The sequence below is a fragment of the Ferruginibacter sp. SUN002 genome (assembly GCF_050611725.1).
Taxonomy (GTDB): Bacteria; Bacteroidota; Bacteroidia; order Chitinophagales; family Chitinophagaceae; genus Ferruginibacter.
Genome location: NZ_JBODJB010000001.1, coordinates 545,596 through 560,430 on the forward strand (window position 1 = coordinate 545,596; position 14,835 = coordinate 560,430).

Below are 14,835 nucleotides of genomic sequence, written 5' to 3' on the forward strand. Positions count from 1 at the left end.
CCGGTATTATTTCTTTATCCATTCTGTTTTATATGTATCAATTGCATTTTTTACTACTAAATAATTCTTTTTTGTGACTGCCAGTACATCAACATAATAAATCGTTCGTGTACACTCATTCTTCTTCATACTGTATATGTATGTATTGATATTTTTTAACGTTTCAAAGTCATGCTCTTCTGTTATCAAGTTACCGAAATTATCAAAAACATAAATATAGCAATACCCATGTTTGGCTAAGAATACATAAAGCTCATCAAACCCTTTATACTGAAAATTTTCAGCTATTTCATTTTCCCAATATAAAATTGGTTCTGATGCAGACAATATTTTTTGGGCGGATCGGATCACGTCAAAATCAAATCCGTCAGTATCTACCTTTAACAAAATAACATTCGCTATGTCTGTAATCAGATCATCTAAAGGCGTATGCGTATTAGCACCTTCAACTATTCTTACATGAGCAGTGCTGCCGTTTGTGTGTGTTAATTCTCCGGATATAGATCCCGTTCCAACTAGCTTTTTTATAATCGCCGTTTTCTGTTGATCCTCAAAAGGTAGTTTTGATAGATTTTTTTCTAAAAAGGGCAGAAAAACCAAAGAAGGTTCAATACAGATTATACGATTTTTACACTTCTGTATCATTGCAATTGTTGTATCACCAACATTTGCCCCTACATCTATAATAGTTTTTTCCGGTTCAAACTTAGAAACCAGAACGGGCAAAAACCTATCGTATAGTTTAAATTTTTTTTGGAAACCCGGCAAGGCAAAATTAGGTGGAATTTCAATTCGGTATTTTCCGATTTTATACTTCGTGTTCTTTGAAGATATAAGCCTTTGATAAACATCAAAAATGATAGGCGGAATAAATTGTTTAAAATTCATTTTTGCATGTGTTTTTACCCGTTATTAAGATGTTATTGCCCTTAGCCTATGTTACCTTTAGTTTCTTCATTTCGTTATAGAACTGTAAGTAAGATACTATAGACCCTAAGAGCAGCGATAAAATATTTGCTATCACAATTGATACCACGGTATGAATAACATGACTTAATAAAATTGCCAACGGTATATTTATTACTGCAGCCCAAATGGCCAATCCCATTTGCAAATTTAATTTACCCATTGCGTTTAGCGGCAATACAAAAATATTATTCCATACTGTTTGCAATGTATATACTCCAACAACAAATACAAATAACATGGTAGAGTTATAGGATTTTCCTAACCATATATGCATTATGAAATCAGAAAGTAAAGTCATTAATATTACTCCAAAAACGGCAACAACAAAGAGTTTTAATAAACGTTTGATATTGTTCTCCATCCAGACAATATCATTTTTCTTATACGCATCGGTGTACATTGTCCACAAAGGGGTTGCAATAATTCCGAAGAATAAAGAGATCACCGAGAAGTATTTATAAACGAAGTTATACGACGCAACTTCTTCGGGAAGATAAAGTTGAGTAATCAGAATATTATCCGTAGAAAAAATAATTAAGACCGCAACCTGTATCACAAAAAATTTAAGTCCGATTGACATTACCTCTTTAAGATATGATCTATCGTACTGCTTAATACTTGGAGCAATTGTTTTAAATCTACCCTTGAAAAAAATTATTGAGGCCGTGATATTTACAAATAAAGGTGCGATAGAAAGAATAATGCCTATAAATAAAAATGCATTATCAGGATGAAGATATTTAATTAGCAAGGTTGACAACAATATCAATACCTGATTGTAAAGTGAGAGCATATTCCCTTTTCCGGAGAGATGATTCGCTGCTAAAATGGTTTGTATCAAATTAGCAACAAAGTTTACAATGGCGCAGATAAAACAGCAATACACCAAAATTTGCAAATCTGTTTCTGAAATCGCCGTTGTATTGAGCACTTTAGTCCAAGGGATGAACGGAATGATGGCTGCAAATAAAATAATGACAAATAGAAAAAGGGTAGAAAGTGCTACATATGCAGTACTGACCAACTTTTTAGCCTTGATCAAATTCTCTTCAGCAAGCGTTTCTGTAAGTTTATTCCTAAGTCCGTTCCCTAATCCGAGATCAAAGTAGGCTAACCACCCGGCTATTGAAAAAAGTGTGAGCCAGACACCATATTCCGCCTTTGATAAAATACTTAGTGTAATGGGAATTTGTAAAAAACTGATAAAAATACTCAGCCCTTTAGATGCAAAGCCAATACCAACATTTTTAAAAACACTTTTATCACGGTGATGTGTGTTTGCAAAAAACTTGTCAGAGATAATTCCTTTTGCTCTTGTAAATATATTTGTTGGTCCTGACATTAAATTGATATGATTCTTAAGACCGGTATTAATTAAAAGTACTATTTATTCAACAGTCTTTTTAAATATTCGCCATACCCGCTTTTACTTAATTGTTGAGCAAGCTCTAAAAGACTTTGTTTATCGATAAAATTCATGCGGTATGCAATTTCCTCCGGGCACCCGATCTTAAGCCCTTGTCTTTTTTCTATTACTCTAACATATTCGGTAGCATCGCTCAAAGAATCAAAAGTTCCGGTATCTAACCATGCAAAACCCCTATCGAGTACAGCAACTTTTAATTTTTTGTTTTTTAAGTATATCTCGTTCACTGTAGTGATCTCGTATTCACCTCTTGCGCTTGGTTTAATGTTCTTTGCAATTTCCACTACATCGTTATTATAAAAATACAAACCGGGTACTGCGTAATTACTTTTTGGTTCAGAAGGTTTTTCTTCAATACTGATAGCATTGAATTTATCGTCAAACTCAACCACGCCATATCTTTCAGGGTCGCTAACAGGATAAGCAAAGATCACAGCACCTTCGGCCTTTGCAGATTCCTGCAATAATTTACTAAACCCGCTACCATAAAAAATATTATCTCCCAATACAAGCGCTACGCTATCTTTTCCAATAAATTTTTCTCCAATAACAAAAGCCTGAGCAAGTCCGTTTGGAACCTCCTGCACTGCATACTCTATCTTGCATCCCCACTGACCACCATCTTTTAATAATCTTTTAAACTGATCCTGATCTTCAGGTGTAGTAATAATGAGAATTTCTTTTATACCTGCAAGCATTAATGTGCTTAATGGATAATAGATCATCGGCTTATCATAGATGGGCATCAATTGTTTGCTAATTCCCATTGTAATAGGATACAATCTTGTACCGGAGCCGCCTGCTAATATTATTCCTTTCATTTTTTATTTAGATGGTTTAGGGAGTTTAGCGAGTTTAGAGGGTTTAGGAACTTAATTGCTGCGATTTTCTCAATCGGGCAATCAAAAACGTTTGTCTCTCTATTAACTCTCTACCCTCAAAATATATTTCTTCAGTTAAAAAATCCAAATCTTTTGATACTATCAAATCGTTCAATAATTCTATTGTGCTACTATATGCTATTACACTAAAGTGAGCCTGATCTTTTTTTGTTTTACGTGATGTTCCCTCTGCTACATTTGATGCAATCGAAATTGCAGCTCTTCGCATTTGGCTTATCAATCCAAAGCGTTCATCCTTCGGAAAATTTCTTGTTAGCTTATATACCCATACTGCCAGTTTTCTTGCATGTTGCCAACATTCTAATTTTTCAAAAGAGTATATTTTCATTTTAGTTCGGATTTTAACAGATCAAATGATTATCTAATCTATTAAGACCTTTGCTTTAACATTTAGGTTGCATCTAAACTTCCTAAACCCTCTAAACTCCCTAAACTAATTAACTATACTGCTTATTATAATACTCCAAATATGCTCCGCTGGTAACATCATTCAACCATTCTGTATTAGCAAGATACCAATCAATGGTTTTAGAAATCCCTTCTTCAAATTGAAGTGATGGCAACCATCCCAATTCATTTTTTAATTTGGTGGCATCTATGGCATAACGTAAATCGTGACCTGCTCTGTCTTTCACATAAGTGATCAATTTTTCAGACGTCCCTTTTTCTCTACCCAACTTTTCGTCCATTTGTCTGCACAATTCTTTTACCAATGCAATATTGGTCCATTCATTGTGCCCACCTATATTATAGGTTTCTCCAATTTTTCCTGTGTGATAAATTACGTCGATTGCTCTAACATGATCTTCAACAAAAAGCCAGTCTCTCACATTTTCTCCTTTGCCATAAATTGGCAATGATTTATTGTTGATGATATTATGAATACAAAGCGGAATTAATTTTTCTGGAAAGTGAAATGGACCATAGTTATTAGAACAATTAGAAATTTTTACCGGGAAATGATACGTATGGTAAAATGCTCTTACCATATGATCGGATGATGCTTTTGAAGCTGAGTACGGACTACGTGGATCGTAAGCCGTTTCTTCTATGAAGAAGCCTTCTTCTCCCAAAGAGCCATAAACTTCATCTGTTGAAATATGATAAAATACTTTTCCATCATAAACACCGTCCCATGCTTCTTTTGCGGCTAGCAATAAGGTGGCTGTTCCTAAAACATTAGTGGTAACAAAAGCCAAGGGGTCGGTAATTGATCTATCAACATGACTTTCGGCGGCACAGTGCAAAACTCCTGAAAACTTATGCTCTGCAAACAAATTTCTAAGTAATTGCAGGTCGGTTATATCGCCTTTTACAAAAGAGTAATTCGGCCTATTCTCTATATCTTTTAAATTTTCGAGATTACCTGCATAAGTAAGCTTATCCAGATTTACGATATTATATTGAGGGTACTTGGTTACAAACAATCTAACTAAATGAGAACCAATAAAACCGGCGCCGCCTGTAATTAAAATACTACTTGACATCTATTTATGCTATTAGGGGGCGAAAATAGGCATTATTTGGCTAAAAAACAGAGCATTGGGGCTTAAAGCCACTGTAAAAACTATTCAAATAAGGAAAGAAAGTTGGCTCTGTTAGATGCTTCACTATACTCCGCTTCTACTTTTTTACGGCCAGCCTCACCCATTGATTTGCGTAGTTCAGCATCGGACAAAAGTTTTTCCAACGCTTCCAGCCATTCGTGTTTAGATTGACATAGATAGCCATTTACTTGTTCATCAATTATCTGTGCGTTTACACCAATAGGCGATGCAACCACCGGAATACCAAGAGACATGAACTGGATTATTTTAAAACCGCATTTGCCTCTTGTAAACTCATTATTATACAAAGGCATAATGCCGATATTACAATGAATAAGATCTGCTACTTCAGTTTTTTCATTCCACTCTAAAAACCTGAAGCTTTTTAGTGGCAGGTTAGGATTCTGATCTGCAATTACCAGAAATTCAAACTCGTGATGCTTTTCAAGCTCTTGCAAAACATATATTATCTCATTTAGGTAATGCAATGTTGAAAATGAACCCGTCCATCCAATAACGATCTTGTCTGTATGCTGTTCTTTAACAACATTATGTTTATTAACCGTATCCACACAAGTAGGGTTGATGATCACATTGTGGTTGTACTGAATGGCGTAACTATATAAAAAACTATTACCTACCGATACCTTATATGCCCATTGGCAATTTCTTCTCACTTTCCAAAAAGCTTTGGCAGATTTCACCCAGGAATTACTGGCTGATATTTGAGGTATCCAGATTGCATCATCAAAATCGTAGATCAATTTTTTTCTGAAAACTTTTGCGTAGAGCCATTCAAATATTGGCGGGCCAATTGGAGATGCTTCTCTAAGAATAAAAACGTAATCGTATTGATTGACAAAAAAAAGTGTTTTAAATCTTCGATAAAACCCTTTAGCCACCCCCCACATTTTTTGAAAAACCCGCCCTTCATTATAAAGGATATTTCTTGCATGATTATCCCAAAAAAAAACTGTTTTAAAATCAAAATTGTTTTGACGCAAAGTATTTTCGTAAAGCTCAATCCTGAACCGTTCCGAGGGATATATTTTTTTAGGAAAAGGAACTACAAAAAGAATTTTTTTCATCCGAAAGTATTTGCTTACGATTTGGCAGCTATAACTGGTATAGTCTAAAGTATTTTAGTGTAAATGGTATAACCTGCTATATAAATTTCGGCCAAAGATAAGGGGTTTGGGATATATTTCACTATTTTCCATTCGTTTATGTGGCACTAATAAAATACTCAGTTTTAAAAAATGTGAGTTACTAAAAAACTATGAAGGCAGAATTATTACATATTGACAACGTTACCCATTATTTTTATATTACCTTACACAATTATAGTAATTTCAAAAAATAGTTGTCCGTTAATTCATGAAAGATTATTTAGACATTTTCGTCTGCCCAAAATGTAAATCATCAGTAAATAAAATAAATGCAGCAATCGTTTGCACTAATTCCATATGCAAGTCAACCTATCCTGTATATAACAACACGCCGATCTTAATTAATGAGGACAATAGTCTTTTTACTATACAATCTTTCGAAACAACAGAAGAAACAACATTTTCCATGTCGGAAGAACGAAAGGGCAGTTTTGGAAAATGGATGAAAAAACTGGTTCCATCTATCAGCCACAATCTTGCTGCTGAAAAAAATTATGCCTATTTATTAAATGAATTGATCAAAGCGAATAATGGTGACGGCTCTGTAAAAAAAGTGCTCATTATCGGTGGGGGTATTGCGGGCAGGGGTATGGATAAATTTCTTTCGTCCAAACAAATTGAAATTATTGAAACGGATGTATCCTACGGACCAAGGACTCAAATAATTTGTGATAGTCACGATCTTCCCTTTGCAGACAAAACCTTTGATTTAGTTATAGCGCAGGCAGTTTTAGAACATGTAGTTGATCCAATAAGATGTGTATCCGAAATACATCGTGTACTTGCCACAGACGCTATGGTGTATGCAGAAACACCTTTTATGCAACAGGTTCATATGCGTCAATACGATTTTACCAGATATACACACCTTGGACACAGACGGCTTTTTAGAAATTTTACAGAAATGAAATCGGGTTGTGTTGCTGGGCCGGGCACAAGCCTTGCATGGGCATATAGCTATTTTATTATGAGTTTTGCCAGCAATCGTTTGATGAAAAATATTTTAAAAACATTTGCTTATTCCACCTCATTTTTTCTAAAATATTTCGACTACCTATTAAAAGATAAACCTGGAGGTTATGACGCAGCTTCTATTTTTTATTTCATGGGTAAAAAGAGTAATACCGCATTAGACGACAAAGAGTTGATCAAAGCTTTTAAGGGCATTTAAAACAATGTCAATTTTTATGTAGTTGCTTTTACCGTTTTAGGGAAATCAATTTTTGTAAGGATGAAACAAAAAGCCAAAATTAGCCATACTGCCGGCGTGGTTACTTTAGGAACAAAAAATGCAATAAAATTTATAAAGCACAATGTTGAAATTGCGATGATTGATGCAGGTGAAATTCTGTTCATAAAATACATCGCTATTTTGTCAAACAGAAAAGTGTGCAAGATGATACCAAACGCTAAAAAAAGTCTTCCTCCATCTTGATAAAATGGTTCTAAAAAAGTGCCCACATTCGTTAAAAGTGGTACAGTAAAAAATTCCAATATGGGGTTAGGGGGCTTTTCTGCCAATCCAAATTTCGACATCAGCTTTGTTACGGGGTAAGCAATACGTACCGGTAAATAGTCGTTTGGTGCATCGTAATAAAACAGTCTTCCTAAATAGGCAAATGAAGAAGTGAGGTATAAAAAAAATGGTTGCACTTCTTTTGGCAAATTGAATTTGGTGTAGCTTTCATCCGAAGAGCCTTTTCCCAACAAGCTTCCGATCAATATAAAAAGTCCAACGAAAGATGCTATCATACCGGAAATAAAATACACGATTTTTTTTCTGGAATACAATTGATAGGTAGTAATAAAATAGCATAAAGCACATGTAAATATTATCCAGATCGGTCTTGTTCTATCTAAAAAAATAGAGTTTAGCAGTATGATAAAAAAAACAAGGAATAAATATTTTTTACTGATATTCTTTGCAGCTACATCCACAGTTATAATGAATGCTGCCAGCCATGAAAAATAGGACAACTGAGTACCAACACTCTCGACATTTTCTGCCAACGTACGCAACTGACCGGTATCTTCCATAAAAATGCTGTAAAACACCCCGAATGCACCTAAAAATTTTGAATAGTCTAAAACATATTTTGCTACCCCTAACAATCCTATTATTAATATCCCTGCTAAAAAAAGCTTTCGGGTATTGTCGGTTAGAAATGGAGTACTGATATTATTTCTGAAAGTATTTTCATTAATAATCGTATTAACTTTTTTTGAGTGAACAAGGGAGCTTAGTAGTGCAGATAATACTGTGATGATACTCCAGTAATGTAATTCAACCGGAGGTTGCTCCCAATTGATAACATCACTCAAATAAAAAACATAGGCTATTGTGAAAGTGACCAATAGATAAAAACTCGGTAAAAAAAACAAATGCCTAAGTCTAAACATTTTTTACTGATTTGTAGTAGTTACTAATTATCATAAATGCCACCAATTGAACAGGAACAATGAATGCAAATAAGAGCGGCAGTTTAAAAATCACATTAATAAGTATAAATATACAAGCAATAAAAAAGCAAAAAATATTTATTTTGCTACTAAGTTTAACATGATCATTTCGGTAAAAATTATAGGTAATCATATTAACCGGAACTATTAAAAAAGTAGTAATAGCAAACGGTATCAACATGAGTATATGTAATGTATCAATATTTCTTAACAGTAAAAGAGAAGCAACTAATTGAACCACTAAAAATAGTGAAACGATTCCCAGATAATATTTATTTTTTATGATCGACGCCCCGCCATTTTCTCCCAGCTTTTTCTGAGCTAAAACAGGAGCCAGCGAAGTAGTAATGCCTGTATAAATTTCTGTGAACCTTGTATAAAAAAAATAATCGTTTGGCAATGTAAAAGAAAAGAGTGAGGTACTCATTAAATTTGAAGACAGTATCAGATAATCTGCCTTGAACAACCAATAATTAGTAACCTGTTGAACGGGCACATAATTAGATAAGATATAAACCCCTTGCTGTTTTTCTCTGTTTCGTCGAACTAAAAAAGCTACTAAAAACCGGATACATGAAGTTCCAAGGAAAATCAATAGAATATGGTCTATCCCTAAAGTATAATGTAATGAGAGCAGGATATAGAGAGCAAAAATCAATGGGTATCCAAGTAAATTCAACCCCAAAGAGTGATAGTATTTTTTTGAAACATTTAATTCCAGTATCGTAATGATCACATACACTTCCATCGGAATCCCTAGTAAAAAAGTAAGAGAACTAAGGTTTCTATAATTAAAAATAAAGAATACACAAAATGCCAATGACAAAGGGAAAACTCTTTTGATGAAAAAATCTTTCAACATCGAAATATGCCCGGGTACTAAACGGGTAAGTATCATTTGATCTGCCCCGTACCTAGCAATGGTTATACCCAAACTTTGCATTTGTACAATACTAAGTAGAAGAAAGGTGCTACTAACTTTGTCGGGAAAAAGACGATTACTTGCTATTAATAAAGAGAGGGCCGAATTAATAAATCCGGGAATTAACAACAAAGACAAATTAAAGAACTTTGCTCGTCTGGTTTTTTTATCCTTCAACTTTAGCGTAAATATTTTTTTTAATTGCCATTACAATTGCGGTTAACAACACTGCAATACATGCGTAGTAAATTGCATATTTAAGTTTCCCGGTTTTTACTACCTGCATTGGATACTCTACATTATCAATGATCTGCAAAAGAGGTATCTCTTTCAGAAACTGATATCTTGCCAATTCCAGGTTTTTATATAGCTCTCCGTAAGCGCCTCCATATACCTGAATATTTACTTGTTGCTTTTGTAATGGCGCTTGTGAGGCAGCAAAGGCAGGATTTAAATTTGCATCCTGTGTAGATGCTCTTGCAGATATACTGCTATTTAAATTACCTTTCAAACTTGCTACTCTTTGCTCTAAAACATCCAGCGTTTGTTTGCTTTTGTTAGTTCTCAATTCAATATAAAACTGCGATGTTTCCTGAACTATTCTATCCGTGAATATTTTTGTAAACCTTTCGTTGGGACTTTTAAAATTCACTTCAAATATGTTGAGCTTTTTATCTGGTCTCGTAGCAGACAATGACCCCTTAACTATACTGTTGTACATACAGAACAAAATACTATCCTGTAAGTAATTCAATTTTTCTTTTGTGATGCCTGCCGGGTAGGTAATATTTAATATTGTTCCTGCTTTGTTTTTCCACGTTTTACCAAAAACAGCTGTATAAGTATCGGCAAGTGTTGTGGCCTTACTATTAAATGTATCAACACTTAGTAAAACTCTTTCAACCATTCGCCTGCTTTTCATTATTTCAGCAATATTATCTCCACCGAAAACATCATTGCTTGTTCCGCCAATACTCAATCCAAATTGAGCAGCAATGCCGGCAATGCCCCCTGAACTACCGCTACCGCTTCCTCCTTCGTCTAGAGCAAATGTTAGTTTGCTTTGATAGTTTATCTTTTCAAACATCCCATAAATAAATCCTCCAACACCTCCTATCAAACCGGCTATTGCATAAATAAGGCAAATCTTTATCAAAGCTTTTACCCGTGAATTCTTAAGTATACTCATTCGGCAAAAAATTTAAAGCAGCAAATTACGGAATCTTAATTTAGTTGGGATAAGTATTCCTGAACACTTCGTCCCCAACCAGATATTGTGGCCAGATTATTGGATCAGTGTATTTTAACCATATTGTTTCTATGTTTGTAACCTATTGCAATTTAACAAAAAGCAGTCACGATGAGAATTAAAATATCTTCAGTATTAAGCCTCGGTAAAATAAATAGATGCTGTAAAATTTTAGTTGCATGGCTTGGATTGATGGCATTTACAGGTAAGGTTCTTTCTCAAAATAAATGGGTAGATATTGGAGACTTTGGTATTGTAGCAGACAATGGACAGGTTGACAACTACGCCTTTTTTGATGCAGCTTTTGATCATGCAGAAAAAAATAATATAAAAAACATAAGGATCCCTGCAGGTGTATTCTATATCTCCAGAGGTTTCCTTTTAAATGATAGCATCACAATTACAGGAGCAGGAATTGATAAAACCATTTTGCGATTGATCAATAATTTACCGGCAAGAACAGATGAAGCCAGGCAAACGGCCATCTTTACCGGAAAAAGATCTTACAGTCTTAATCAATCGGCAGCTACAAAAAATATTACCATCCAATCGCTGAGTATCGATCTGCAAAAACCGGAAAAAGAATTTAACATAGAAAACTTTGCAATGCTTGGAGGCATCAGATTGATCAATGCAATGAATTGTATAATTGATTCTGTAAAAATTATTAACCCCCAAAAATTTGGCATCGGACTGTTTGCTACAAAAACCGGGAAAGCTTGTAGTTTGAATATTGTAAAGAACTGTGTTGTTGAAATGCAGGGTGGTTGGTATTTACAAATGGAACCTTTCATTATTCCGCGATCTAATGAAACCTGTATCGGCATTCAAGTTGCTTCATATGAAGGCTATAAGAATAATGGTGCCGCTACTACTTTAAACAGAAAAAACAAGCATTACGTTGCTTCTAAAACAAAGAAGAATATCATAATGAATAATACGATCACGGGTGGATCTCATGGCATTTCGTTACCTAACAGTTGCAACAATAGTATTTTAAATAATAGAATTGAAGGCTGCAGTAACAGGGGGATAATAATCATTTCCTGCTCGGATAATAATTTAATTGAACGAAATACAATTATTAATTCAGGTTCTACAGCCATACACCTGGCGTTTAATTGCAACTACAATAAGATCAAAAGAAATACCATTGATGGCATATTAGGTGTAGAAGGTGATGGCATAAAATCATACATCAACTGCAACAATAATATCATAACCGAGAATATTGTAAAAAACTTTGCACTTACCGGCATACGTGTATCGCATGGAGCGAATAACAATACTATCAAGAAAAATTACATAACAGGTAATGCAAAAGACAATCAGACAGGCATTAAAGTGATAGCAAATAATAAGAATTTTTATGCTGATGGCATGAAATTCAACAACAAACTTACTGCCAAGGGTAATATTTGCATAGATAATACTATTTCAAATGTGGGAACAGGAATAACTGTAGGTGATGAAATGAACCTATCTAATAGCATTCAAAATAATACTGTTAGTGGGAATACATTTAAAAAAGTATCCTTACTTTATAAAAAGAAAAAGTAAACGAAAAAAACGCTAAGTCGTGCTTTAGTTTCTCGAAGTTATTATAACATTGGCCACAATCCCTAACGCAGATACTATCAGAGCCCATTCGCCTGTAGATATCTTTCCTTTGTTTTTAGCAATTCTTTCGGGCACAAAAATTTCAGATCGTGGAGTGATCTTCGGATAGCTCTTGAAAAATAAAAATCTTTTTACCGTTTTAACTCTTCCGTCAGGATATATTACCATGGTTCTGATCTTTCTGGCCCTTCCTGTATAATTGCCCGAACGTTTTATATAATAACGAAGATTTACATTGCCATCATATGGTACTAAAGTTGGAAAATAAACCTCCCCCGACACTTTCACCAAATTATTATTTCTATTAATTGTTATAACATCCCCATCTTCTAGAATCAAATTTTCTGGGCTTTCGGGATGTTTAAGAGCCTGGCTAAGATCGATACTTATCATCACATAAGTTTTGTATATCTCTCCTTTTAATCTATCGTCGGTTGTAATGGTATCGAGATTTACATTTAAAACTCTTTTAAATATTCTTTCTCTTTCTTCTGTGCTTAATTCGGAACGAACATATCGTCTGATTGTAACAGCTGATGTATCTGCAGCAGCTTTAAATCCGCCTACTCTTTTAAAAACATCACTCACTCTATCGCCACTTTTGCTCAAACTGTACTGACCCGGACTCAAAATTTCTCCTTGTATCAATACTTTACGTTGATATGAATAACCCGGAAGATTTTTTACAAGCACAATATCATATGGTTGTAAGGACACATCTTTGCCGGCAGTAAGGTCTACAACAAAAACTTCTGTCTGCTCATGATTAACTTTACGCACATCGGCATTCTTAATCCTTCTTGAAATTTCAATATTCGTAGAATCACCAAAATCCGTCAAGCCACCAATTGACATTAATAAATCTCTAACTGTCAGATTTTCTCTCCATTTAAAATCTCCTCCTTTTTTAACCTGCCCCTCTACTCTTACAGTATACTTTTCTTTAAAATCAAAAATAGAATGTATTGCAATTGAGTCATCCTTCAACAAATAAACATTTTGATTGAACCTTAAAACAGAATCAAGGCTAACAGATAAAGTAGTAGGGGTTTTGTCTATATTACTTCTGAAGATTGTAGCTCTGGATGTATAAGCATCTTCAGTGATTCCGCCGGCTTTTTCAATAAGGTTTTTCACTGTCATACCTGAAGTTAATTGATAAGGGCCGGGCCTGAATACAGAACCTGATATAGTGATTCTGTTTTCAAACCTATCTAATAATTTACCTATAGTATATACATCGCTTCCTTTAGCTTTAAAATCTTTAAAATGATCCGCTGTCAAATCTATCATTGTTCTTTCTTTCTCTGCAATTCTTTCTACACTTACAATACCTCTATAAGCATTATCGGTAAACCCTCCGCAAAATTCCAATAGATCGCTAAAATTTTCCTTGTCCAACATTTCAAATTTGCCCTTGCGGTTTACCTCTCCTTTGATGCTTACTCTATTTTTAGAATAGGGTATTCTTATGATATCTCCTTCTTGCAACAAAAGATTGTCTTTTTGATTTCCTTTTAATAAAAAAGAATATAGGTCAGCTGTTCTTTTTATTTCATTACCACGTATCAATTGAATTTCTCTGTACGACCCTTTATTTGAAGGACCACCACATAGATATAACACATTGTACAATGTTGTAAGTGAGGAAACCGTAAATGTTCCCGGCTTTTTAGCTTCACCGATCACAGTAACTCTTATGCTCCGAATTTTACCAAGGGTTAACTGCACTTTGGTTTGGCCTGAATTAATGGCACGATAAATTGTAGAAGCAAGCTTTGCTTTTATCTTTTCACTTGCTTGATCCATACTTAGCCCGTTAACATAAATCGGCCCAACATTTTGAATATATACGAAGCCCTCTTCATTAACTTTTAGATTGTATGATTTTTCACTAACGCCATATACATTTAATAGAATCTCATCATCGGGGCCTAAAATATAACCGGCCGGCGTTGGAATACGAAGGTTGGGTTCAAATGCTGTGCTATTTGTTGTGAAAAGCTCAGAGCCGAATATTTCCGTATCATTTTCAAAACTTTGATAAGGCAGGCTTTTTTTGATGGTATCGTATTCATGCTGAAAATCAGTTTTTCTGGTATCGGTTAGCTGGTTATCATCCGTGGTTTTTATACTGGTCGATTTTTTTACTGTGGCAATATTTTGCAGCCTGTTACGCAATTTTATCAATTCGGCATCAGAAAGGCCTTTTTCGGTTGCCAGTTTGTACAATTGAGCCTCTGTTAAACCCGACTCTATTGCTTTTACATAAAAAGCCCTTAATTCGTCATCGCTATATGAATCGATCTTTGCACTGCTCATATCTCCAAAATCGAGCAACGTTTGTGCTTGGCATTGTGTAGCGCTAAGTAGAATACTTATAAAAATGAATAACCCCAATCGTATTATCTGCATAACCAGTTAGTTTTATACCCCTTTATTTAATTGAAAATCAAGGTGCAAAATTGCTGACGAAGTTACTAACATTTTACTGATATTTTACCCATTTTGTTAGCCAGCACCATTTTTAAGACTTCAATGATTTGATAGCTTATTAATAGTCAAATTAGT

At 34.5% G+C, this 14,835-nt stretch carries 12 protein-coding genes; 2 read left to right on the forward strand and 10 right to left on the reverse strand.

Annotation, left to right across the window (positions count from 1 at the left end; translation table 11 throughout):
* Positions 1–6: 6 nt before the first annotated feature.
* The 6 genes from ACQ33O_RS02375 to ACQ33O_RS02400 all read right to left on the reverse strand — a co-directional run bounded on the left by ACQ33O_RS02375 (position 7) and on the right by ACQ33O_RS02400 (position 5,932).
* On the reverse strand, positions 7–888 hold the full coding sequence (locus ACQ33O_RS02375) for an FkbM family methyltransferase (RefSeq protein ID WP_430993950.1): 882 nt from the start codon (positions 886–888) through the stop codon (positions 7–9).
* A 46-nt stretch (positions 889–934) separates the two neighbouring features.
* Complete coding sequence (locus ACQ33O_RS02380; protein WP_430993951.1) at positions 935–2,311, reverse strand: lipopolysaccharide biosynthesis protein; 1,377 nt, start codon at positions 2,309–2,311, stop codon at positions 935–937.
* A gap of 41 nt (positions 2,312–2,352) precedes the next feature.
* A complete protein-coding gene (gene rfbA, locus ACQ33O_RS02385; protein WP_430993952.1) occupies positions 2,353–3,216 on the reverse strand; it encodes a glucose-1-phosphate thymidylyltransferase RfbA in 864 nt (287 codons plus the stop codon).
* A gap of 43 nt (positions 3,217–3,259) precedes the next feature.
* The gene (locus ACQ33O_RS02390) at positions 3,260–3,625 is read right to left on the reverse strand and encodes a four helix bundle protein (protein WP_430993953.1); all 366 of its coding nucleotides are present in this window, start codon (positions 3,623–3,625) and stop codon (positions 3,260–3,262) included.
* Positions 3,626–3,734: 109 nt separating this feature from the next.
* Entirely contained in the window at positions 3,735–4,784 is a 1,050-nt protein-coding gene (gene rfbB, locus ACQ33O_RS02395; RefSeq protein ID WP_430993954.1) for a dTDP-glucose 4,6-dehydratase, read from the reverse strand.
* Between the two features lie 80 nt (positions 4,785–4,864).
* Complete coding sequence (locus ACQ33O_RS02400) at positions 4,865–5,932, reverse strand: glycosyltransferase (protein WP_430993955.1); 1,068 nt, start codon at positions 5,930–5,932, stop codon at positions 4,865–4,867.
* 289 nt (positions 5,933–6,221) lie between these two features.
* Between ACQ33O_RS02400 and ACQ33O_RS02405 the strand changes: the two genes are divergently transcribed.
* The gene (locus ACQ33O_RS02405; protein WP_430993956.1) at positions 6,222–7,184 is read left to right on the forward strand and encodes a methyltransferase domain-containing protein; all 963 of its coding nucleotides are present in this window, start codon (positions 6,222–6,224) and stop codon (positions 7,182–7,184) included.
* Positions 7,185–7,198: 14 nt separating this feature from the next.
* Here ACQ33O_RS02405 and ACQ33O_RS02410 read toward each other — a convergent pair whose 3' ends face one another.
* From ACQ33O_RS02410 to ACQ33O_RS02420, 3 genes are all read right to left on the reverse strand, one after another.
* The gene (locus ACQ33O_RS02410) at positions 7,199–8,413 is read right to left on the reverse strand and encodes an O-antigen polymerase (RefSeq protein WP_430993957.1); all 1,215 of its coding nucleotides are present in this window, start codon (positions 8,411–8,413) and stop codon (positions 7,199–7,201) included.
* Positions 8,406–9,416 (reverse strand): hypothetical protein, encoded by a 1,011-nt coding sequence (locus ACQ33O_RS02415; RefSeq protein ID WP_430993958.1) that lies wholly within the window; start codon positions 9,414–9,416, stop codon positions 8,406–8,408. Before ACQ33O_RS02415 ends, ACQ33O_RS02410 begins: the two co-directional genes overlap by 8 nt.
* Positions 9,417–9,561: 145 nt before the next feature.
* Positions 9,562–10,584, reverse strand: a complete 1,023-nt coding sequence (locus ACQ33O_RS02420; RefSeq protein ID WP_430993959.1) for a hypothetical protein — start codon at positions 10,582–10,584, stop codon at positions 9,562–9,564.
* A gap of 171 nt (positions 10,585–10,755) precedes the next feature.
* Here ACQ33O_RS02420 and ACQ33O_RS02425 point away from each other — a divergent pair, with 171 nt between their 5' ends.
* Positions 10,756–12,204: a right-handed parallel beta-helix repeat-containing protein gene (locus tag ACQ33O_RS02425; RefSeq protein WP_430993960.1), complete on the forward strand. Its 1,449-nt coding sequence runs from the start codon at positions 10,756–10,758 to the stop codon at positions 12,202–12,204.
* A 24-nt stretch (positions 12,205–12,228) separates the two neighbouring features.
* Here ACQ33O_RS02425 and ACQ33O_RS02430 read toward each other — a convergent pair whose 3' ends face one another.
* Positions 12,229–14,679 (reverse strand): SLBB domain-containing protein, encoded by a 2,451-nt coding sequence (locus tag ACQ33O_RS02430; protein ID WP_430993961.1) that lies wholly within the window; start codon positions 14,677–14,679, stop codon positions 12,229–12,231.
* Positions 14,680–14,835: the final 156 nt, after the last annotated feature.

Bases quoted from the DNA above. Each gene is read 5' to 3' on its own strand.
- ACQ33O_RS02375 (WP_430993950.1), bottom strand. From the start codon at position 888: ATGAATTTTAAACAATTTATTCCGCCTATCATTTTTGATGTTTATCAA.
- ACQ33O_RS02380 (WP_430993951.1), bottom strand. From the start codon at position 2,311: ATGTCAGGACCAACAAATATATTTACAAGAGCAAAAGGAATTATCTCT.
- rfbA (WP_430993952.1), bottom strand. From the start codon at position 3,216: ATGAAAGGAATAATATTAGCAGGCGGCTCCGGTACAAGATTGTATCCT.
- ACQ33O_RS02390 (WP_430993953.1), bottom strand. From the start codon at position 3,625: ATGAAAATATACTCTTTTGAAAAATTAGAATGTTGGCAACATGCAAGA.
- rfbB (WP_430993954.1), bottom strand. From the start codon at position 4,784: ATGTCAAGTAGTATTTTAATTACAGGCGGCGCCGGTTTTATTGGTTCT.
- ACQ33O_RS02400 (WP_430993955.1), bottom strand. From the start codon at position 5,932: ATGAAAAAAATTCTTTTTGTAGTTCCTTTTCCTAAAAAAATATATCCC.
- ACQ33O_RS02405 (WP_430993956.1), top strand. From the start codon at position 6,222: ATGAAAGATTATTTAGACATTTTCGTCTGCCCAAAATGTAAATCATCA.
- ACQ33O_RS02410 (WP_430993957.1), bottom strand. From the start codon at position 8,413: ATGTTTAGACTTAGGCATTTGTTTTTTTTACCGAGTTTTTATCTATTG.
- ACQ33O_RS02415 (WP_430993958.1), bottom strand. From the start codon at position 9,416: ATGCAAAGTTTGGGTATAACCATTGCTAGGTACGGGGCAGATCAAATG.
- ACQ33O_RS02420 (WP_430993959.1), bottom strand. From the start codon at position 10,584: ATGAGTATACTTAAGAATTCACGGGTAAAAGCTTTGATAAAGATTTGC.
- ACQ33O_RS02425 (WP_430993960.1), top strand. From the start codon at position 10,756: ATGAGAATTAAAATATCTTCAGTATTAAGCCTCGGTAAAATAAATAGA.
- ACQ33O_RS02430 (WP_430993961.1), bottom strand. From the start codon at position 14,679: ATGCAGATAATACGATTGGGGTTATTCATTTTTATAAGTATTCTACTT.